Below are 23,211 nucleotides of genomic sequence, written 5' to 3'. Positions count from 1 at the left end.
CGGAGCTTTCAAGTTAGCTTAAAAACCCGGATTATTCGGTAAAATATTCGGGTTTACGTCTGTTTCCTGTTTGGGTAGGGGAAATAATTTCTGATTTTCCGTAAACGTAGCATTCCAAACCGTCTTATGCCCCACGAAGTCATCCCAATTCCCGGTGACATCATTATGCACTTTTAAGGTCCGGATCATATCGAACCACATTTTATTCTCAAAACATAATTCAAAATAACGCTCCAGCCATACTTCATGCTCAAAATCCGCCTGGCTAAGGGCACCGATAGGAGCAAGAGTCGCCCTGGCACGGATCAGGTTGACATATTTGACGGCCTCCGGGTTGGGCCCACCCTCCGCGCGGTTGGATGCTTCAGCATACATTAAGTATACATCTGCCAACCGGTAAAGGGTAAAATTCAGATCCGATTTTGCCGAACTGGTCACCGCCACGGAATCGAACCATTTATAGATATAATGCGCTTTGAATACCACAGGAGCACCTGTCTTTATATTAGGGTAACTCGTATAAAAGAATTGGCGCTCCTGCACTCTCTTGTCTCCTGCGGGAAAAGAATTGGTGAACTGATCTGACGGATACACGGAGCCATACTCATCCGAATATTTCGAGATGCCGGAATAATTGGGGATAGTCAGTGCCGTAAGCGGATTGGTAGAAGGTACGGCGGCGGCATACTGGACCTGGAAGATAAATTCCCCCCCGTTCTTGTTCGACGGTTTATTCATATCCGTATAATTCGGAAATAAAAAGTAGCCTCCCTTCTGAATAACATCCAGCGACCGTTTGGCAGATTCGGCATAATACTGAGTTCCTCCATTGATCGCAGCCCCGGCATAGGTCAGGTATACATCCGCCAGGATGGATTTAACGGCGCTCATGGAGACATTCCCCGATAGATCCTTCCAGGGAAGGGTAGAATTTTCCGCGGCCAGCAGGTCCGGGATAATAATGCTGTCATAGATAGCCTTGGCAGGGGCACGGGACACTTTCAAATTGAGGTCCTTGGGGACGGAAGTCACTTTCGGAACAGCCCCATACATACGAACCAGGTAAAAATAATAGAGCGCCCGCAACGTATGCGCTTCTGCCAGGTAGTTGGTTTTTATGGAGTCGGTAAGGCCGGCCGCGTTGATAGTAGGAATTCTATCCAGGGCAAGGTTACAATCGCCCACTCCCAGGTAAAGCTGCTGCCACCAGGTATCCACATAAAACGAAGTGGAATTATAACTTAGGTTCTGGAAATTGACAAAACCCGTCTGGCCAAGATCGCTGTTGGCTTTTCCCGTCATGAATTCCATCAGGTTCCAGGTATTTCCGCCGTAAGAACCGGACTGGCCGTTCAGGAGGCCCTGCAATTTGGCATAGGCGCCATTCGCCAAGGCTCTGGCCACTTTCTGGCTGGATAAATTTGAATTGGGACTTATAAATCCCGTTGGCTGCACCGTCAGGAACTTTTTGCAGGCCCCGATCGATATAACAGCGGACACGATAACGATATATTTTAAAAAATTCATTGTACCAATATTTTGAGTGAACAGATGCATTAGTGCTTTTATCAGATCAAACCAGCAAAAGCGCTGTCAGAATAGGACTCCTAGAAACCGATCGACAGACCTAAGTTCCAGACACGGGGACGGGGATAGGCAAAAAAGTCCATGTTCTGGGAGAACGAGGTGTTCGATCCATAACTGGAATTGAAGGTATCCACTTCCGGGTCATAGCTGGTATACTTGGTATGTAAGAACAGGTTTTGCACACTGGCATAAATCCGGAGCTTGGTCAGTTTCATCTTTTGTACCGTAACATCCGGGAGGGTATAGCCAAGTGTAAAATTCTGACCCCTGATAAAGGAGCCATCCTCTACCCACCAGGTATCGAAATGGGAGTCCTGTGCAAATTTGTAATTCCGTACCTGCGATACCATGGTATTCTGATGATCCGGGGTCCATCCATTCAACACGGTGGCCAGGCTGTTCGCAATGGTCTGTCTGTCTTCCGTCGAATGTTTGAAGGTCCCAGCCGTATTCACCCCTTGTACCACCCGGATATCAAAGGAGAACTCCCATCCCCGGTACTCCAGCTTGCTGCTGAACGTACCTGTCCATTTGGGATAAGCGTGCCCAATGATGCTGTAATAGTTACTTCCATCCTTGTTATAGATATATTTCCTGTCCCCGGGCTTAAGGTTATGTGATGCTGCCAGATCGGCTTCGTTCGAACTATAGGTCCCCAGGCGCGTCATCCCGTAAAAAGAACCGATGGCCTCTCCTACACGTAATACATTCGTTTGCCCCAGGAAATTAGGGCCGGGAAAAATATCCGCGTTACCGTCATTCAACTTAAGGATCTTGTTCTTATTGGTGGCGAAGATAAAATTGGTGGTCCAGGTCAGGCCCTGGCTTTTTACATTGATCGTTTGCAGGCTCACTTCAAAACCGGTATTACGCACGGAGCCGACATTCTGATACACATTGGGCGTATTCATACCCGCCGACCAGGGAATGGGGGTTTGCAATAAAAGATCTTTCGTGTCGCGGGTATAATAATCCAGATTCGCCGACACCCGGTCATGATAAAGTCCTATTTCCAGGCCAATATCCAATTGCTGGGATTTCTCCCATTTCAGCTTGGAATTTCCAATATATCCCGGCAACAACGTAGGTTGATTGATCCCGCCCAATACCACTTGACCCGGAGTGAGCTGTGCGGCAAAACGATCATTACCGATCTCCGAATTACCCGAATATCCATAGCTGGCCCGGAGTTTCAGATTGGTAAGCGAAGGATTGCCCTTCAGGAACTGTTCTTCCGACATACGCCAGGCCACGCCGGCAGAAGGAAAGAAGGCATACACATTGTCCGGTCCGAAATTGGAGGATCCATCGGCCCGTCCCGTAGCGGTGAACAAATACTTTTCGTCAATATTATAAGTCATACGGGCGAAAAAGGAATTAAAGGTCCTCGTACTATTCGTCGACTGAATATCCTGTTTAACCGATCCGGCCCCCATATTATTGAACTGGAAAAAATCATCGATAAAATTCTGTGATTCGGAACGGTTGGTTTCCGAATTACTTTTCTGCCAGGAAGCTCCCAACAAAGCAGTCATCTTTTGACGACTATTGATTTTTTTATTCCAGGTAAGATAGTTCTCCGATTGCCAGTAATAACTGGAGGCATTGTTGATAACTGCAACACCGCCCTGGTCCTGCGACAAATGGGGAAGATCCATGCCGGAATAGAAATTATTCTTGTTGCCAACGGTAGTATAACCGAAATCAGTCTTAAAATCAAGATCCTTGGTCAAATGGATCAGGAAATAAGCTTCCCCGATAGCCGCCATGACATTGTTAAGATTGTACCGGCTCTTGGCAATATGTACAGGATTGGGGCCGCCTTCGAGACCGGCGATATCGTTATTGCCCGCCCAGGTGCCGTCCGGATATTTTATGGGAACGATGGGCACTTCTTCCGAGACCATCCTGGGTACGTTCAGTCCCCCGTTCCCATCCGATACTTTCCGCTGGGTGGCCTTGATCAAGGTAAGATTCCCTCCGACCTTCAGCCAGTTGTTCACATCATTGTCCATAGTAAACCTGGCGGAATAGCGTTTGTACCCGGATTGAATCATCAGCCCGTTATTGTTCAAATAACCCAGGGAGGTACTGAACAGGGATTTGTCGCTTCCGCCCTGGATATTGATATATTGACTGTTGGAAAAAGCCGGTTTATAGGTTTCCTTTTCCCAATTTGTATTGTATAAAGGTTTGTCGTTGGCGTCGAATAGTTTTGGAAGGCTGGTATGGTTCATCGCTACCGGGGGGACCGTACCTACCCCATTAGGATCGAACTTTGAACCATTGGCATAGGACTGATTAAAGATTTTCACATATTGATCCGAATTCAGCGTTGGCAGATGACGGGTCAGCTGGACTACATTCGTATTCCCTTCATAACTGACCTTCGTCTCCCCGCGATGACCGCGCTTGGTGCTGACAATAATGACCCCGTTCGCGCCCCTTGCTCCGAAGATAGCCGTAGAACTGGCATCTTTCAACACCTCCAATGTAGCAATATCATTAGGATTCAGTGTATTGATATCCACACCGATTACACCGTCCACCACATAAATGGGTTCCAGGTAAGAATTGATGGAACCAATACCTCGAACCCGCACTTTTGCCGGTTCTCCGGGGGCAGCACTATTGATATTGACGTCCACTCCGGCAATTTTGCCTTCCAGCGCCTGGGAAATATTCACCACCGGCCTGTCCATGATCTGATCGCTTTTCAGGGTCGCCACCGATCCGGTCAAATCGGATCTCCGGGCCGTTCCATACCCGATAACTACTACATCGTTCATGCCGCTGGCTTCTTCTTTCAATTGTATCGAAAGGGTCGATTCACTACCTACCTTAATGGTTTTGGCCCGGTAGCCAACGGACGAGAAACTGATGGAAACGCCTTCATCGGGTATTGTCAGCTTAAATTTGCCCGCCGCATCTGTAGTCGTACCGTTTGAGGTGCCTTTTACCTGCACGGATACCCCAGACAAAGGCTCTCCCTTTTCATTCGTAACCGTCCCGTTGACAGCGTGCATTTTGGCTTCATTCTGAGTTTCATCTGAAGACGCCCTGCCCTGCAACCTGCCCAGTTGACCGGATAGCTCGTTTAACGATACCGCCCCCTTTTTGGAAGAGATGACAATGGTACTCCCAACCTGTTCGAAACGGAGGATCGTTCCCTGCAATAAGGCTTCCAGCAGACCTTTGACGGAACGGTTGCCATAGGAGAAATTAAGTCCGTTCACCCTTCCCAGCTCCTTTTTATTATACGCAAAAGTGAAATTGGAGGCCTTTTGGATCTTCTCCAGCGCGCTTACCAGGGATTCATTTTTCAGGTTCAGCGTGACAAAAACCCTGCTCATATCCTGTGCTCCCGCGTCCCTGGCGCTCAACAATTGCATGCTGCATAAAAAGATAAGGAGGATGATAAAGCTTATACGCATACAATATTGCAATCGTTTTTGGTTGTGAGTAAGCAGTTTAGGGCGCCATGGGCTTGTGCTATGGCGCAAAATTGCCAACAATGAAAAAAAATTCATAGTTTTAATTGTTTTAAATGATGATTAGTTGTTTAAGACAGATACCTTCTTCGTCAAGAATGAAAGGTATTTTTTCACCTGCTTCGGGGTCCAGCCGAAGCAGGTTTTTTTTAAATGGGAGTAATGGTTTTTCTCATAAGTTTCATGTGTATTAGTATTAAATTTAATTGCAGCCATCCCCGTCCAATTCAAATTTCCCGGGGTTGATTATTTTGTATTCCATATTATTGATCTTCGCTAATACTTTGATGATCTGTTCGATCGACTCGTCGTGAATAAAGGAAGCAGTAACACTACAAGTTTCCAGGGCAGGATTTCCAAAACCGATCACCACATGAAAACGCTGCTCCAGTTCCTGCACGGCCTCTTTCATTCGGATATCATTTAATAAAAGATAAGGCTTTTTCCATACAATGACTTCGTTGGCATCCACGACAGCCTTTTTAAGGCTATTATGGCTCACATCCACTGTAATCTGTTCGTTACGTTTGATGATACTGAATTCACCCTTCTCATTTTCCACTTTCACCTTTCCCTTGGTAACGGTTACCGTAATATTCTTATCGACGGCATTGATATTAAAAGCGGTTCCCAATACGGTCGTTTTTACATTGCCCGTATGTACGATAAAAGGTCTTTTATCTTTCCGAATATCGAAATAGGCCTCCCCGGTCAGATAAACTTCCCGGGTTTCTCCGGAAAAAGCAGTCTGGTATTCGATATGCGCTCCTTTGTGGAGCAGGACCTTACTTCCTTCGGAGAGAATAATATACTGATCTGCCAATGGTTTCGGGACAGGATCTTCAATTTTGGAAGGACGGGAGTCAGCATGAAAAAGGGAGGTGAAAAAAGAAATAAGAACCAGGGCAAAAATAGCCGCCGCCGTTGCATAGCGCAACAGACGCGGGGAAAAGACCCGACTCCGAGGTATGGGTATGGGTCTGACCGGAACCTGAGCGGTTTTCTCCGGCTGCTGCCGGATAATATGCTCAAGTATGGTATGTGCCGTTTGATTTTTCTGATGGTAACCGGGAAGGTCCTGCTGCCAGGTCTCATCCAATAAACGTCGAAGGATCTCATCATGCTCCCCACGACGAAGCATGTCAAAAAATTCGTCTTTTTCAGAAGGCGAACTGTTCTTTTCATAATACCTCTGAAAGAGGTAAGCAAATCGTTGAGCGGAATCCATATCCTGTAAAGACTGAAATTCAGGAGACAAGGAGTATAGGAAAGAAAAATAAATTTTTACGAAAAGAAGGATTGCAGCAAAAGAAGTACCAGCAAGGCACTATCGGAATGGAGATGCAGTGTATGACGCAAAGTCTTAAGTGCATGTACAAGATGGGTTTTGACGGTATTGCGGGAAATTTGCAAACGGATTGCGATCTCCTCGTGATTCATTCCCTGGTTACGGCTCAGCAGGAATATTTTTTTCTGCTGGGGAGAAAGACGGTCCAGCGCATCCTGAAGCAATTGCTCATTTTCTTTATTAATCAATTGGTTATGTACGGAATTCGCCTCGGCAGCCGGGATGGCCGCCCATTGTTTTTTTGCTGCTAAATCTTTCGACAATAATTTTAGCGCGTCGAAAACCATATTCCTTGCGATGATGAACAGCCAGCTGTCGAACTTATCGATCTTTTGCAAACGATCCCTGTTCATCCAGACTTTCAGAAATACGTCCTGCACGAGTTCATCAGCCATATCACTGCTTTCCAACAGGTGAAAAGCGTAGGAATATATCTTGTTACGATAATGATGAAAGAGTGTTCCGAATGCCTTTTCGTCGCTATCGGCTACTTGCAGGAGCAGATATGCCTCATTGGGAAGAGGTAAGGTTTTGAATGTGATATTTTTCTCAAGAAGCTCCATATGGCAAGTCTGGTCAATTTGGTGGCTACCGCTCACCAAATTTATTTCAATTTAAAATCCTGCCAAATTTATTTGCTCACAATTATTCAGACCGTAAAAATACGGCCGTTAAAATAAAGGATACACTTACTTCCTTTTTGCCCACGTACACATAATTTGTGCAGGAGATTGAATAATTTACACCAGGTAACCAAAATCAAAAAAGCCAAAACTGTATGATAAGCAGATTTTTTCTTCCTGTAATTTTTACACTTGTTGGGTTTCTTTTTATCACCGGGCAATCTTTGGGCCAACACAAAACAGATTCGGTTGCTGGCAACCCTCTCCGGCCGCAGGTTTATACCATCAAAAAAAGTGTAGACATTCCTTTAACGGTTGCCACTGCGGCCTGGACATTTTATGGTTTTGCCGGGATATCAAAAAAGGATGGCAGCAACGAGGCAATTGTCAACAGTTTACAAAAAAGCGATATCAACGGATTTGACCGGTGGGCTGTCCGTCCTTATTCTAAAAATGCGGACAAGATAAGTTATATCCCATTTTTTGTAGCCATGCCCCTTCCTTTATTGGTGTTTACTGCCGATAAAAAACTAAGGAAAGATTTTTTGAAACTGACCTTTCTTTATACGCAGGCAATGGCCATTACAGGAGTTTTCTACACATCTTCCGTTCATTATTTCTATCGTTACCGTCCCTTTGTATATAGTTCTGAAAGCCCTTTAAACGAACGCGTTACTTCGAATGCACGGAATTCTTTTTTTGCAGGTCATGTGGCATTGGTCGCCACCTCTTCTTTTTTTATTGCGCAGGTATTGGCGGATTATCATCCTGACTCCAAACTAAAATGGGTGTATTACGGCTCGGCAGGAGTTCTAACCGCTGCCACCGCCTATTTAAGACTACGGGCCGGCGAACATTTCCCGTCCGATATCCTGGTGGGTACCACCATCGGAACCCTGACCGGATGGTTAACGCCCAAACTTCATAAGACCAAATTATTCAGGGACCAAAAAATGTCCATCCTTCCTTATGGAGGGTTGAATAGCCATGGGTTTGCCGTACTTTATAAGCTTTGAACTTGTTACCCGTCTGATCGTAAACTCTTTACCGGATTGGAAATTGCTGCTTTGATCGATTGAAAACTGATGGTCGCCAAGGCAATTATAACTACCAGGAGACCTGCAGCCAGGAATAACCACCCATTGATAGCGGTCCGGTAAACAAAATCCTGGAGCCATTTATGCATTGCCCACCAGGCAACAGGAGAGGCTATCAGGATCGAAATCAATATCAATTTTACAAAATCTTTTGACAACAGGGTCGTAACCTGTGTTACAGAAGCGCCCAACACTTTGCGAATGCTTATTTCCTTTCTCCTTTGTTGAGCCATAAAGGCGGACATGGCAAATAATCCCAGGCAGGCTATCATAATGGCCAGGAAGGCAAAACTGCTGAATAGTTTTCCCATCCGTTCAACATCGGAGTACATGCTGGCAAAACTCTCGTCTAAAAAAATATAGCGGATAGGCTGTTGGGGAGAGAACTTCTTCCATAAGGAACCAATGGAGGCTATTGCCGCCTTCAGATCGACCGGGTTTACTTTAACAGAAATGACAGAGGGACTAATTCCCAGGATCATACTAAGACTTTTAATATTTCCACGCATGGAGTCAAAATTAAAATCTTCCACCACCCCGATCACGCGCCGGGGAGCTCCATATCCATTCGTGATCATTTTTCCGACCGGGTTGACCAGGTTTAGATTTTTGACCATTTCCTGGTTGATAATTACTGCCTGGGTATCGGAGAGCATTTCCCTGGAAAAATTCCTTCCTTCCACGATCCTCATTCCCATCGTATGGATATAATTCTCGTCCACTACCCAGAACTGGCCCCCCACTCCGCTTTCTTCATTTTGTTTGCCTTCCTTCCAGAATTGATTCCCGTTCCTTTTGGAGCCCGTTACCGGTAAATAATCGCTAACAGATGCATCTCGTACCAGGGGTAGTTTCTTTAGTTCATTCTTAAAGCTCACCACTTCATTACCGAGGGTGTTTGTTCCCTGAATAAGCAATACCTGCTGCTTATCAAACCCCGTTTTCCGGTGCAGGATATATTGCATTTGCCGGTAAATAATTACCGTACTGATGATCAGTACAATCGATGTGGTAAATTGAAAAACCACCAGGACACTCCTGAGGCCCGCATTTTTGGTACCTCTGCTCAATTGCCCTTTTAATACCTGGATCGGCTTAAAAGAGGAAAGATAAAAGGAAGGGTATACACCCGCCAGAATCCCGACGAGTGAGGCAGCCAGCAGGATCACCGGCAGGAGCCACCATTCTTTCCAGGGAATAACCAGCAATTTGCCTGACACGGTATTAAAATACGGCAAGAGTGCCCATGCGGTCAGGATCGCCAAAACAAACGAAAAAAGACTAAGCAAGGCCGATTCCGTAAGAAATTGTTCTACCAATTGGATGCGCCTTGATCCCACCACCTTTCGCAGCCCCACTTCCCGGGCACGGTTGGCAGATCTTGCCGTGGAAAGATTAATAAAATTGATACAGGCAATAAACAGAATAAAACAAGCGATCCCCCCGAACAGCCAGACAAAGCGTATATCGCCATGAGAGAAAGTATCCTGAATATTCATATCATAAGACCGAAGATGAATATCACTCAATTGCTGCACATGATATTTGGACGCATTCCCTCTTTTTACGGCATCTTTATAGCCATCCTTTACCATTTGCGGGATCACATAATTCCGGGTGATGGAAGACAGTTTGGATTCGAACTTCGCGGCATTTGCTCCCGGACGAAGAAGAACATAGGTATAATAATTCGTGGCGCCCCAGTAATTTTGTTCCCCCTGCCAGAATTCCACTCCTTTTAGTGTAAGGAGAAAATCATATTGGATATGCGAGGTTGAAGGAAAATTTTCCATCACAGCCCCGATCTTAAATGGCCTGGACTTATCCTTATTCAGGTAAATGATCCTGCCAACCGGGTTTTCATGGGGAAAATATTTATCTGCCTTTCTTTTCGAAAGTACCAGCGTATTGGGTTCGTCCAGGGCATGCTCCCTGCTGCCATAAATGATGGGGATATGAAAGATGTCCAGGAATTCCTGATCAGCATAGGTAAAGCCTTCCTCATAGGTATTCAGTTCCTTATCCCCCCTCATGACCTCATTACTCCCTGCCCCGTAAAACAGGGGATGCGGCATCAGGCGACCGGATTTCTCTACCTCCGGAAACTCCGACTTCAACACCCGGGCAAAAGCGGCCTGCATATCCGCGCCTTTTCCGATCGTTCCATTGTCATTGTATTCCTCAATGATTCTGTAAATCCGGTCCCCATCGGGATAAGACCGATCAAACCTCAATTCATCCCGGATAAATAAAGCAATCAGCAAACAAGCCGCAATACTCAGGGCAAATCCCCCGATCTTGATGGCTGAATACATTTTTTGTTTATTTAACTGCCGCAGGGCGATCTTTAAATAGTTCCGGAGCATAATTCATGGTTTGTCCTGAAAGACAAGCTCCAAAACCAAATGTTGCATGGGGCCCGAATACATGGAAGATGGAAGAACCGGCATTACAAGGGTTTTACTCCCTGCATTTTTCATTCAGAATAACCTGGTTCAGGTTTTTGTTCTGTTTCATGGCTTCCGCCATTTTCAGCCCCTTCTTACGAATCTCTTCCGTACGGACATAACGTTTGTCCGCGCCCAGCCTGGGATGGGTAATAAACTCAAAGAACATCCCTGTCCAGGACCTGGTCGAATCGAGATGCTCATAGAAGCCCCTGGTTATTTTCCAATAGCGGGGCAGGAGTCTTCCGGGAATATTCATGATATCGTGATGTTCATTGTGATACCCGACATTAAAACATACCCAGTTCAGCCAGCCATAGTAGGAGTTTGTCTCCTGTCCTTCCTTAAAAACGAAATGCTCATGAATAAAATGACCTGCCGAAGGATGCAGGCTGAATGCCCATAGTGTTGACAGGAAAAGGTAAATAATAGCAATCTTTCCAAAGAAAATATAAATAAGAGGACCCGTAATTCCCAGTACGATAATATTCAGCCATTCCCAGCGGGTCGGTTTCTCACCGAAACCACGGGCCAGGAAAAGAAAAAATATATAAAAAAACAGCCAGATAAATTTTCTAAACCCTGACTTCCCTACCATTTTGACTTCCCAATGACTGGGAAAATCATTGTCCACCTTTTCAATACCAAGATGAGAATGGTGTTTCATATGATGCCGGCGGAAGGCAATAGCCCCCGGGACGAGCACAGGGATGTTGGCGATGATCGATAAGATCTTATTCTGGGCAGGGGTCCTGAGCATCAGGTTGTGCGCCAGTTCATGAACGGCCATGGCGGCCCAGTGATTCATAGTACCCCCGGCAACATAGGAAAGCAGGATAATCTGCCACCAGCAGGCCGAAAAAGAAGGAAACCAAAAGCTAATGAGCCCGGCAAAACCGACCTGGGCAACGACGATGAAAAGTGTAAGAAAGGCAGCAGAGATATCATATCCCATCAGCGCCCTGACCTCCGGATGCTTTTTCAGGACTTCGATCCTGCGCAGATAATGAATGTCAGGGACGGCGATAGGCTCAAAAGGAGTGTTCTGTGCAAAAGAGGCATTTTTTTCCAAAAGAGCATTCTTTTCCAATGGAGTCTCATTTCCCATAGCTGATATATGTTTGGTTACCAAATTGTGTCAATATCGGAAAACAGAAAGGTGATAATTATCGGTCCCGGCCAGAAATAACTTCCATGCTATCGGATAATACCTTTCAGACAGACTGTTGAATGAGAGAGAATAAACTGTTGTTGCTTATTTTATAACAGCAGGTCTGATCCATTTGCTAACGATACAAAAGTAGACCAGACCTGCCAAATAAGCAATACCTCAAAGTGGTTATTATAAAGATATGTTTTTTTTACAAATATCCGTTTTGCGGACAGGCGGTTCCGATCGGTTATTGTCGGTACTTCATTGTTTGAATAAAATGGAATAATGCGCTAAATTGGGATACAAACTATTCCCGTGAAAAGAAAAAATTTCCTTTACCTGTCAGGCATGGGCCTGGGCGCGGCTATGCTTGGCCGGTTGCCTGCTCCTGGTTCCTCCGGTCCCTACGGCTCATCCCTGCCATTCCAAACCTATCTTTCCGGCCCGGATACGGCCCAAAAGAAACAACTGGCCGATATTGCCTTAAATGCGGCCCGCTCAAAAGGAGCCACCTATACCGATGTGCGGATCGGCCGTTATCTAAACCAGTTCGTCATTACCAGGGAAGATAAAGTACTGAACATTGTGGATACACAATCGTATGGAATTGGTATCCGGGTTATTGCCGGTGGCTGCTGGGGCTTTGCGGCTACGGATAAGCTGGATAAAGACAGTATCGCCAATGCTGCCGCTTTAGCCGTTTCCATAGCCAGGGAGAATGCACGCATCCAGTCCGAACCCGTTCAGCTGTTACCTCAAAAGGGCTACGGGGAGGTAAGCTGGAAGACCCCGATCGAAAAAAATGGTTTTGAGGTTCCGGTAAAAGAAAAAGCGGACCTGCTGCTATCCATCAATAATGCCGCTATGAAAAATGGCGCCAGTTATATCGATTCTGCCCTCTTCCTGGTCAATGAACAGAAATATTTCGCCTCTACGGATGGATCCTATATCGATCAGGATATTCATCGTATCTGGCCGACCTTTTCCGTAACGAGGATCGACAGCAAAACCGGAAAATTCGAGACCCGTGACGCATTAAGCGCTCCAAGGGGTATGGGTTACGAATATCTTATCCCGGATGAAGGGCAAAAAATAAAAGGAGTAACCAGTTTATTCCGGGACAGGTACGATATGCTGGAGGATGCCAGGCTGGCAGCGGGACAGGCCGGTGAGAAACTGGCCGCCAAATCGGTGGAACCCGGCAAATATGATCTGGTTCTGGACCCTACCAATTTATGGCTGACTATTCATGAATCAGCCGGCCATCCCTCCGAACTGGACAGGGTCCTCGGTTATGAAGCGAATTTTGCCGGCACCAGCTTCTTAACCCTGGACAAATGGAAATCTAAAAAATTCAATTATGGCAGCGGCCTCGTAAATATAGTAGCCGATAAATTACAACCGGGTTCCCTTGGTGCCGCAGGATATGACGACGAAGGGGTCGGAACCAAACAATGGGATATTATAAAAGATGGTATCCTGGTTGGCTATCAGGCCATTCGCGACCAGGGACATATTATCGGACTGAGTGAATCTCAGGGCTGTTGTTATTCTCAAAGCTGGCAGGATGTGCAGTTCCAACGCATGCCCAATATTTCTCTTAAACCAGGAAAAACGCGGTTATCTCCGGCCGAAATGATCAAAAACGTTGAAAAGGGCATTTATATACTTGGTGACGGATCCTTTTCCATCGACCAGCAACGTTATAATTTCCAGTTCAGCGGTCAGTTGTTCTATGAAATAAAGAATGGAAAAATTGCCGGTATGTTGAAAGACGTTGCCTACCAATCCAATACCAGGGAGTTCTGGAACTCCTGTTCGGCGATTTGTGATGACAGCGATTACCGGCTTGGGGGCAGTTTTTTTGACGGCAAGGGGCAACCGGAGCAGAGCAATGCCGTCTCCCATGGCGCAGCCACTACCCGATTTAACGGTGTCAATGTATTGAATACGGCCAGGAAAATTTAATTCCCCCAACGAATTCAAATCATTAACCCATTCCATTACTTAACGGAAAATACCATCCTATATGCCAATTTTATCCAGGGAGGAATCGACAACCTTATTAAAAAAAGTCCTGAGCTATTCAAAAGCAGATGAATGCGAAGTACAGATCAGCGGGAGCGATGGCGGGAATATCCGGTATGCAAGAAACTCCGTATCTACCAGTGGCTCGCTAAGCCAGACCACTCTATCCATTGCCTCGGTATTCGGCAAAAAACAAGGTATCATCACCCTTAATGAATATGAAGAGGACATACTGGCAAAAGGTGTCCTCCGGTCGGAAGAACTGGCCCGCCTGGCTCCGGAAAACCCCGAGTATATGCCTTTCCCGGAGCCGCAGCATTATGCACCGGAGACTCCTGCCTTTATTTCCGCAACGGCAGCCATTACGTCCGCACAACGTACAGATCTCGTCAGACAAAGCCTGCAGGTTGCCAAAGACAGTAAGCTGACGGCAGCCGGATTCATACAGAACAGCGCCAGTTTCTCGGCCATGATGAATTCACATGGCTTATTTGCCTATCATACTTCTACCGATGTAAATTTTTCGGTTACGCTTCGGACGGCCGATGGCACAGGTTCAGGATATGCAGCCAGGGGCTATAACGACGTTGGTAAACTCGATGTATTGACTGCCACCAGGATCGCAGCGGAAAAAGCCGGCAAGTCAACCGATGCCCAGGCGATCGAACCAGGAAAATATACGGTAATCCTCGAACCTGCCGCCGGTATCGTTCTGCTGGAAGGTATCTATAACGGTTTTGATGCCCGCAGTGCAGAAGAGGGGCGCAGTTTCCTGAGTAAACCCGGCGGAAAAACCAGGCTTGGGGAAAAACTGGTGGACGAACAGGTAACTATTTATTCAGACCCTTTTCATCCGGAATTACCCACGAGTTACTATAACAATGAGGGGCTTCCCCAGGAAAAGATATCCTGGATTGAAAAGGGCATCCTAAAAAATCTACCCTGCTCCCGTTACTGGGCTCAGAAAACAGGAAAAAAATCCATACCCGGCCCGGATGGATTTATTATGGCAGGAGGTTCATCCACGCTGGAGGAAATGATCCAAAGCACAGAAAAGGGCGTCCTGGTAACCCGGTTGTGGTATATCAGGCCGCTCGATCCCCAGACCTTATTGTATACCGGTCTGACCAGGGATGGTACATTCTATATTGAAAATGGCCGGATAAAATTTCCTATCAAGAATTTCCGGTTTAATGAAAGCCCGATCATCATGTTGAATAATTTAGAGGCCCTGGGCAAACCGGAACGTACCGTAAGCGGAGAGGGCGGCCCTGCTGCACTTATCCCTCCAATGAAGATCCGGGAATTCACCTTCAGTTCCTTATCCGATGCCGTTTAATTACCGCTCCGGCCTTGGGGCTGCTGAATGCAGAACAGACCCGGGCCATTGACGTGCCGGTTTTATTCGAAAGCATTTTTGTCTACAAATTAGGTAGACTATATATTTACACTTATTTTTGTTAATCGTTTCATAACCAAAACATATATGATGGATTTTTTCAATCGCAAAAGGATAAGGAGGGAAATAGGAAAAATGGCCCTGGTCCTGTTGGTCCTGATACAACCTATCCTTCTTTTCGCGCAGGAGCCTAAACAGACCGTAACAGGCAAAATTGTGAACGACCGGGGCGAACCTCTTCCCGGCATTTCAGTTTCGGCAAAAAATACAAAGACAGGTTTTTCCAAGGGGACCCAGGCTGACAGCAATGGAATTTTTGTATTTTCCGCTCTCCCCGCCGGCGGGCCCTATACTTTTCATTTTTCTTCCGTTGGATTTGAACCGCTGTCAATTTCCGGGCTTAACCTGAAACCGGGGGGCTCTTTAACGCTGACTCCAACGCTGAAAGAGGCCGCATCTTCCCTGGATCAGGTCGTTCTCATCGGATATGGGACACAAAAAAGAAAAGAGATCACCGGGGCCGTCTCCTCTGTACGTGCCGCCGATCTTAAAGACCAACCGGTAACCAGTTTCGAACAGGCGATCGCCGGCAAAATCCCGGGCGTTCAGGTCCTGCAGAATACAGGAGCACCCGGAGGCAGCATCAGTATCCGTATTCGCGGTCTTAATTCGGTTTCTGCAGGCATCGACCCCTTGTATGTCATAGATGGGTTCCCGCTCTCCAACGACCTGAAAAATCTTCAGGGAAGCACGGATGTCGTTAATATCACCGGCCAGGCCTCTTTCCAGAAATCACCCGACCCCCTGAGCACGCTGAATACAGAGGATATCGAATCGATCGAAATCCTGAAGGATGCCGCTTCCGCCTCGATTTACGGATCACGCGCCTCGAACGGGGTCGTGCTCGTCACCACTAAAAAAGGAAAGAAGACAGGTGCGCCGACCTTTGGATACGGCGTCTATGCCGGATTCCAGCAGGTCAGTAAAAAAATAAAGCTGATGGATGCCTACCAATGGTCGAAACTGGATTATGATGCGAAGAATACGGCCTACCTCGATAACGTACCCGGCGCCCAAATCACAGACAATAATACCATCCGGTCGAATTCCACGTACCAGATCCCCCCGGAAATTCTGCCCTACCTGAACGGAGATAAAAATCTTACGAACACGGACTGGCAGGATGCCATTTTCCGGTCGGCCCCCATCCAGAATCACACGTTCTCCGCTTCCGGAGGAAATGATAAATTCCAATATTATATTTCCGGGAATTATTTCGATCAGTCCGGTGTGGTCATTGCCTCAGGCTACAAAAGATACGGGGTACGGGCCAATCTTACTGCCAATCTTACCCCCCGGTTGAAATTGGGTCTGACACTGAACCCCACCTTCGACCATTATGACCTGGTGAACAGCGAAGGCCCCTGGACCTTCGATGGCATAGTCAGCAATTCCCTGAAAGCCTCCCCTATTTTTCCTGTATATAACAGCGACGGATCCCTGGCGGTCAACAAACAAAATGTATGGGCATATGGTTTTTCCGGTGGGGAAAACCCGGTTGCCCTTGCCAAACAGATCAAAGACAATCTGGATCACGTCCGGAACCTGGGTAATATTTCCGCCGAATATGAATTCATCAAAGGTCTTCGTTTCAAAACTTTTTTTGCAACGGATATCAATTATTTCGACCGCAGTTATTACCGCCCTTCCACGCTTGGTTCCTATAAGCCGCTGCAACTGGCGGCGCCAACCGTTCCCAAAGGCTCGTCCCAAACGGCCAGCTCGACCAACTGGCTTTGGGAAAACACGCTGAACTATGCCTTAACCATCAAACAACAACATCATGTGGAGGCCCTTTTTGGTTATTCTTCGCAGAAAAATACCACCAAAGCCACCGAGGTGGATGGAACGGGTTATCCCAACGATGCCGTACAAACAGTGAGTGCAGCAACCATTACGAGCGGCACCTCTACTACAGCTCAATGGTCCCTTGTATCTTATCTGGGAAGGATCAATTATAATTTCGCGGATAAATATTTTATTTCAGCCAGTATCCGCCGGGACGGATCCTCCCGTTTTGGCGCCAATCATAAATGGGGCACCTTTTCTTCCATCGCGGGCGCGTGGCTGGTCAGCGGCGAAAAGTTCTTTTCGGTTCCCGTTATTTCAGAGTTGAAGCTCAGGGCCAGTTATGGGACTACCGGTAATTTCCAGGTCCCCAATTATGCCTCTTATGATCTGCTGGGCTCCAACAATTATGTACTGGGAAGCGGTTCCGGTGCGTTGGCAAATGGTGTCGGACCTGCCCAACCTGCCAATCCTGATCTCACCTGGGAAAAAACGGCTCAGCTGAATGCCGGGATAGATATAGGTTTGCTGGCTAACAGGATCTACCTTACGGCAAATTATTATCATGCCAAAACCTCCGATCTGTTGCTGAATGTCCCTATCCCGCTCAGTACGGGTTTTGCCACCTCTTTAAAGAATATCGGCAAAGTTCAGAATACCGGTATCGAGTTCGGACTTACTACCTATAATTTTACCGGAGTCTTCAAATGGTCCACGAATTTTAATATCTCGGCCAACCGGAATAAAGTATTGCAGCTAGGGCCAAATGGCGCACCCATTATTTCCGACGGCGGAAACGGTACTATCTCCCAGATCTTTATTACGAAGATCGGTTCGCCCATCGGAAGTTATTATGGTTATCTGAATGGCGGTGTTTTTAAGGACCAGTCGGACATCGATAAAAACCCCCATTATTCCACCGCCAAACCCGGTGACCGGAAATTCCTGGATTATACCAAGGATGGAAAAATAGATGCCAATGACAGAACGATCACCGGCAGTTATTTCCCCAAATATATCTGGGGGCTGACCAATGATTTCAAATACAAAGGTTTCGATCTCTCCATCGCGGTACAAGCCGTCCAGGGCAACCAAATCCTGAATTTGCAACGCAGATACATCTATAATGGCGAAGGGAATGCCAATCAAATGATCGAAGAGGTCAATTACTGGAAATCGCCCACCGATCCGGGAGATGGCAATACATCGAGAGCCAACCGGGTTTCCAATGCCAATACCGGGCAGATCAGTTCTTTCCATGTAGAGAATGGCTCTTTTGTCAGGCTTCGCAATATCACACTCGGCTATACCGTGAATACTCATTTATTCAGGGATAAACTTAGGAGTTTCCGGTTCTACCTGAGCGGTCAGAACCTGCACACCTGGACAAAATATACCGGTTATAACCCCGAAGTCAACGCTAGGCCGGACAGCCCTCTGACCCAGGGAGAGGATTATGGAACCTATCCCCTGGCAAAGACCTTCAGCGCCGGATTGAACATCACCTTTTAAAAAGCACTTATGAACAAACATAACCCAACAATATTTCTGGCAGTGACGGCATTGGTAACAGGTCTTTCCTCCTGTAACAAGGACTTCATCAATCTTCCTCCCCTGTCCAACCAGACCAGTGCCACATTTTTTAAAACCTCATCAGATTTCCAACAGGGTGTAACGGCCATCTACGATGGTTTGCAAACCAACCAGAACTATGGTAAAGCTGATTATTATCTCATGGAGATCCGGAGTGATAATACGGATATTTCCGACAGGGGAGCCAATGCAGGAGTAGCTTCCCAACTCGATCTGTTTACCGAGATCACGACCAATCCCTTTATTTCAGATGCCTATGCCGGAGCCTATGTCATTATTAACAGGGCAAACGCCGTATTGGATAAAATAGACGCGGCCACTTTCACAGATTCTTTAAAAAATCTGTACAAAGGGCAGGCCTTATTTCTGCGTTCCTTATCTTATTTCAACCTGGTGAGGCTCTACGGAAAAGTGCCCCTGGTCATTAAAACGGAAAGCTCCAACCAGGCGCTTACTGACAAAAGAAATGAGGTGAGTGCTGTTTATACGCAAATTGAAAATGATCTGAAAACCGCTGCAGGGATCCTTCCTGCTGCTTATTCCGGGTCCGCTGATCTTGGCAGGGCCACCTCCGGCAGCGCCAGCGCTTTATTGGGCAAAGTATATGTCACGGAGAAAAAATGGAATGAGGCGGCTCAGGTACTCACCCCGATCTTAAACAGCTATTCTTTGCTGCCCAATTATGCGGATCTCTACAATGCAGCCAACCAGGTAAACGCCGAAGCCATTTTTTCGGTGCGCTACAAAAAAGGACAAAGCCCATCGGAAGGCAATACTTATTTTTCCGATATGGTACCCACGATCTATCTGAACGGCATATCCTATGGAGGGTCCAATAATAACCGGCCAACCCATGATCTGGCAAGGGCTTACGAGACGGGTGACAAAAGGTTTGCCGCATCCCTGGACACCCTTTACTTCACCAATGCCACTACACAGGTAAAAGGTGCCTATGTAAAGAAATACCTGGATCTTCCTTCTGCGACCAACGATGAAGGCAATTCTTTCCCGGTGCTGCGTTATGCCGATGTATTGTTATTACTGGCAGAAGCCCTCAATGAAAAGGGCTATGATCCTTCCACAGGCAGCGGAAGCGCTTTTTATTATCTGAATCTGGTAAGGGAACGCGCCGGACTGGGTGATCGGGCTTCTACGGATTTCCCCGATCAGGATAGTTTCCGGGATGGGATTTTCAGCGAAAGGAGGATCGAATTTGCATTCGAGAACGACCGCTGGTTCGATCTGGCACGTTATGCAAAAGGGGTGGCGATTATCCAGGCCCATTTGCTGAATGAATATGGTCTGACCACACCTGTTCTCAATACGAACCGGTTATTGTTCCCCATTCCCCAATCCGAGATCAGCGTACATAATGACCCGGTGAATTTTCCTCAGAATTTGGGCTATAATTAGTGGGAAAGCCTGCTAAAAGGCTGAAAATAAAAAAAAACCTGGTCGTTTTAACCGGTAAATGGTTGAGACGACCAGGTAATAATAAAATAATAAGGTTGAAAAGGTTGAAGGATCCAAAGTGTTACAGGATCAAATCAGAAAGGTAATATCAGTTTTCCTTTACTACGATCTTATCCTGATAAACTTCGATCGTCCCAGACCGGTTATCTTCGACCATTTTGTGATAGACTTTATTGACCACCGCTTTGTTCTGGAAGCGCGAAAGATATTCTACTTCTTTAAGCTGATGGGGATCGATGTAGTTGCCCAGTTCGTCCACCAACCGAATGATGATATTGAGCGGAGACTGAGGTAATTGGAGTGTAGAATTCAGATTAAACATGGAAATTGGATTTACGAAAATTGTTTTATGGATACGCAATATAAATTTTAATTACGTAATTAATTGTTATTTTTTTACTTTTTTTCCGGCATTGGTCAATTTTTCCCGTCACCATCGACTTTCCCGTCACCATCGACATTTCCAGGCCAGAACCGTTTATTCTCTTTTCAGCCGTACGATGATCTCTGCCCGCCGGTTAAGCCAGGCCGTGTTGGGATCTTTGTTATCAGCGACCGGGTCATCACTTCCATAAGCCTTCGCCTGCATCAGTTCGGAAGGCATTCCCCTGCTGTTCATATAATCCAGGACCATTTTGGCCCTCCTTCTGGACAGGAAATTATTGTACTGGTCCGTACCAACATCATCGGTATACCCTTTTATTTCAACTGAAGCAATGTTCGATTTCGATTTCAAATGGCTGATCACCTTATCGATGCTGGTGAAAGCCTTCGTATTCAGGGAATATTCGTTAAATTCAAAATAGACCCGGAACCGGATAACCGGTCTTCCATCTACCGTGTCGACTTTAACGTCATTGGAGCTGAAGTCTTCGAGGTTTAAAGATTTGAGATTATCCAGATCATCCGCAGGATCATCATTCCCACCATTACCACCGCCTTTTTTTCTTCTCCTTCCGCCTGAGGAATTACCGTTATCGTCATCATTACCGATGCCTTTGGACTTCAGCACAGAATCCATATTGATCGTAATATAGATATTGTTTACGATGCCACCGTTCTTAGCCGTCGTATCTTTCTTTTTATCATCGTCTTTTCCTTTTCTGTTATAAGGTGATTTATCTTCCGCTTCGGCCAGTTTCTGTTTTTTGTTCCTGATCGGCAAATAGATCCCCATAGAATACATGGTCGTGCTCGACATATTCTTACTAAGGCCGTAACCATAGGTTATCTGTCCCAGCACCATGATCTTTTTGGCATTGAACTTGGCGCCTAGTCCCATGGGAACACTTGCGTAGGAAGCATCGTTAATCAGATCATTGATACCTACGGTCAGATAAGGCTGCAGCCGGTAGCTGGCATTGAGCAAATGATAATAGACCGTAGCATTGAGCAAATTATATGTTTTCTTTTTGGTCTGGCTGATCAACACCTTGTCACTGGTGACATGTCCGAATGCGAATCCTATATCTGCGCTCGCCGAAAGGCGGCCGGTTAAATTTTTATAGGCGGATGCTGCAAATGACCAGTTCCCCCTGTCTGCAAAAGGAAGCGTATTGGCATCACTGAGATATCCCTTGCGGTTTTTTTCCAACAAACCAAAATCCTGGAAACCTCCCTTCAAAAGCGGTGAAATAAACCAGCGCGTGTCAAGCTCCCTTTTGGTGGGTTCGGCCGGAGTCGTCGTATCCTGCGTTTTTTTGGCGCTGTCTGCCATAGGCTGACTGGTATTATCGGGAGTTATCGTATTGTTGACCGTATCCTTACCGTTGTCCTGTGATGGCTTAACGGAATCCGGAGAAGACCTGGTATAAGGAGGGACTGCGGAGGGATCGGCCTGTGCAGGCTTAGGATCGGTTTGTGCCGGACTGACGCTGTCCTTTACCCGCATCGTCGAGTCCTGCACCTGTTTGGTGCTATCCACCGGCACCTGCACCGATGGCTGGGCGGTTGAATCCTGTATCTGACGGACAGTGTCCTGTACAGATTTGGGAAGATCCTCCACCTGTCTGGCCGTATCCTGTATCTGCCTGGTGGGATCGGGCGACTGCTTTACAAAAACCTGTGCATGCAGGGTCAGCATGATCAACAGGAAGCAGCCAGCCAGACAAATTAATACCTTGTTCATGGGTTAGTATTTTAAAAATCCATACGAAGCGCCAGCTCCAGGCCGTTGCGGGAAACACCGGCAGCACTGATACTGGAAATATTTACATCATATAATACGCCTAATATCAGTTTCTGATACCTCAGCTCGATATTGGGAACGATTGCATCTGAATACCGGTAACCTAATCCAATGCCAACGGCTGCACCACCCTGGATGCCCGGAATGGCCTTTGAATAGGAAAAATCGTAATAATGGCGGTAAGCGGGCCCCTGCCAGCTCATGGACATATAAAAAGCCACTTCGTCTTCTGTTTTGGTCGTGAATTTATACCCGCCCTGGACCCCGATAGCCATTTTTAGCCGGGTGGAATCTGCCTTGATCTTGTAGGAATAAGGCTGGTTGACCTGCATCGCCGAAACACCTAAATACCATTTGTCGTAACGGGAATTACTAAAAACGGAAACCCCGGTATTGACATTAAAATGTCCATAGGACCATCCGCTTGCGAAGCGGTCGCTGCTTGGCGCTCCTTCAATGGGTCCGTAATTATTGAATTGATCACCAAAGGCATTCGATACGCCGTTGACATTTAAATTACTTTGATAATAGGCTCCCTGGAATCCTACAGCGAGAAAGGTTTCTTTACGGCCGAGGGGAACTGCATAGGAGATACCCAGCATTCCCTGGGAATTATTCAGAATCCCCTGGTTGGATTTATCTGAAGCCGCGCCCGCACTTATACTGAAATAGCCCGAATTCGCCTTTGACTTTCCGTCCTTGGAAAGCAGCGGCATATCGAACATGGCCGCAACGCTGTTGTAGGCGATCAAACCCCCGTATTGAACATTGCGATAATTTAATTTTAGACTGGTCTGCTTGTCTGTCTTCAGGGATTGGTTGTACCATAGCGCCATGTCCTGCACACGGGAAAAATTGATCTCCTGACCGCGGGCAATGTCCGTCAGTATAAAGAGACACAGTATGGTAAAAATCTTCCTCATCTGGATATTGGAT

Annotated in this window: 14 protein-coding genes; 5 read left to right on the top strand and 9 right to left on the bottom strand. The window is 46.6% G+C overall.

Translation table 11 applies throughout. From position 1 onward, the window contains the following. Positions 1-18: 18 nt before the first annotated feature. The 4 genes from ACX0G9_RS01480 to ACX0G9_RS01465 form a co-directional block, all read right to left on the bottom strand. Positions 19-1,527, bottom strand: a complete 1,509-nt coding sequence (locus ACX0G9_RS01480) for a RagB/SusD family nutrient uptake outer membrane protein (protein WP_459063064.1) — start codon at positions 1,525-1,527, stop codon at positions 19-21. An 80-nt stretch (positions 1,528-1,607) separates the two neighbouring features. Further along, positions 1,608-5,021: a SusC/RagA family TonB-linked outer membrane protein gene (locus ACX0G9_RS01475; protein WP_459063063.1), complete on the bottom strand. Its 3,414-nt coding sequence runs from the start codon at positions 5,019-5,021 to the stop codon at positions 1,608-1,610. A gap of 259 nt (positions 5,022-5,280) precedes the next feature. Beyond that, the gene (locus tag ACX0G9_RS01470) at positions 5,281-6,336 is read right to left on the bottom strand and encodes a FecR family protein (protein WP_459063062.1); all 1,056 of its coding nucleotides are present in this window, start codon (positions 6,334-6,336) and stop codon (positions 5,281-5,283) included. 26 nt (positions 6,337-6,362) lie between these two features. Further along, complete coding sequence (locus ACX0G9_RS01465; protein ID WP_459063061.1) at positions 6,363-6,989, bottom strand: RNA polymerase sigma factor; 627 nt, start codon at positions 6,987-6,989, stop codon at positions 6,363-6,365. Positions 6,990-7,204: 215 nt separating this feature from the next. Here ACX0G9_RS01465 and ACX0G9_RS01460 point away from each other — a divergent pair, with 215 nt between their 5' ends. After that, a complete protein-coding gene (locus tag ACX0G9_RS01460; protein ID WP_459063060.1) occupies positions 7,205-8,065 on the top strand; it encodes a phosphatase PAP2 family protein in 861 nt (286 codons plus the stop codon). Positions 8,066-8,070: 5 nt separating this feature from the next. Here ACX0G9_RS01460 and ACX0G9_RS01455 read toward each other — a convergent pair whose 3' ends face one another. Together ACX0G9_RS01455 and ACX0G9_RS01450 are read right to left on the bottom strand one after the other, a co-directional pair. Beyond that, positions 8,071-10,512: an ABC transporter permease gene (locus tag ACX0G9_RS01455; protein ID WP_459063059.1), complete on the bottom strand. Its 2,442-nt coding sequence runs from the start codon at positions 10,510-10,512 to the stop codon at positions 8,071-8,073. A gap of 94 nt (positions 10,513-10,606) precedes the next feature. Continuing rightward, positions 10,607-11,701, bottom strand: coding sequence for a fatty acid desaturase (locus ACX0G9_RS01450; RefSeq protein WP_459063058.1), 1,095 nt, complete (start codon positions 11,699-11,701; stop codon positions 10,607-10,609). A gap of 360 nt (positions 11,702-12,061) precedes the next feature. Here ACX0G9_RS01450 and ACX0G9_RS01445 point away from each other — a divergent pair, with 360 nt between their 5' ends. From ACX0G9_RS01445 to ACX0G9_RS01430, 4 genes are all read left to right on the top strand, one after another. Then, positions 12,062-13,714: a TldD/PmbA family protein gene (locus tag ACX0G9_RS01445; protein WP_459063057.1), complete on the top strand. Its 1,653-nt coding sequence runs from the start codon at positions 12,062-12,064 to the stop codon at positions 13,712-13,714. 61 nt (positions 13,715-13,775) lie between these two features. Further along, positions 13,776-15,113 (top strand): TldD/PmbA family protein, encoded by a 1,338-nt coding sequence (locus ACX0G9_RS01440; RefSeq protein ID WP_459063056.1) that lies wholly within the window; start codon positions 13,776-13,778, stop codon positions 15,111-15,113. Between the two features lie 147 nt (positions 15,114-15,260). Then, positions 15,261-18,533 (top strand): SusC/RagA family TonB-linked outer membrane protein, encoded by a 3,273-nt coding sequence (locus tag ACX0G9_RS01435; RefSeq protein WP_459063055.1) that lies wholly within the window; start codon positions 15,261-15,263, stop codon positions 18,531-18,533. A gap of 9 nt (positions 18,534-18,542) precedes the next feature. Continuing rightward, the gene (locus ACX0G9_RS01430; protein ID WP_459063054.1) at positions 18,543-20,027 is read left to right on the top strand and encodes a RagB/SusD family nutrient uptake outer membrane protein; all 1,485 of its coding nucleotides are present in this window, start codon (positions 18,543-18,545) and stop codon (positions 20,025-20,027) included. Between the two features lie 148 nt (positions 20,028-20,175). On the opposite strand, the gene ACX0G9_RS01425 is transcribed toward ACX0G9_RS01430, so the two are convergent. The 3 genes from ACX0G9_RS01425 to ACX0G9_RS01415 all read right to left on the bottom strand — a co-directional run bounded on the left by ACX0G9_RS01425 (position 20,176) and on the right by ACX0G9_RS01415 (position 23,198). Beyond that, positions 20,176-20,409 carry a hypothetical protein gene (locus ACX0G9_RS01425; protein ID WP_459063053.1) on the bottom strand — a complete coding sequence of 78 codons (234 nt, stop codon included), beginning with the start codon at positions 20,407-20,409 and terminating at the stop codon, positions 20,176-20,178. A 156-nt stretch (positions 20,410-20,565) separates the two neighbouring features. Beyond that, positions 20,566-22,215, bottom strand: a complete 1,650-nt coding sequence (locus ACX0G9_RS01420; RefSeq protein WP_459063052.1) for an OmpA family protein — start codon at positions 22,213-22,215, stop codon at positions 20,566-20,568. Positions 22,216-22,226: 11 nt separating this feature from the next. Next, positions 22,227-23,198, bottom strand: coding sequence for a PorP/SprF family type IX secretion system membrane protein (locus ACX0G9_RS01415; protein WP_459063051.1), 972 nt, complete (start codon positions 23,196-23,198; stop codon positions 22,227-22,229). Between the last annotated feature and the right edge of the window lie 13 nt (positions 23,199-23,211).

It is taken from the genome of Flavitalea flava (assembly GCF_054461575.1).
Note: the sequence above shows the minus strand (reverse complement) of the source record. Positions and strands in the feature narration are given on the sequence as shown.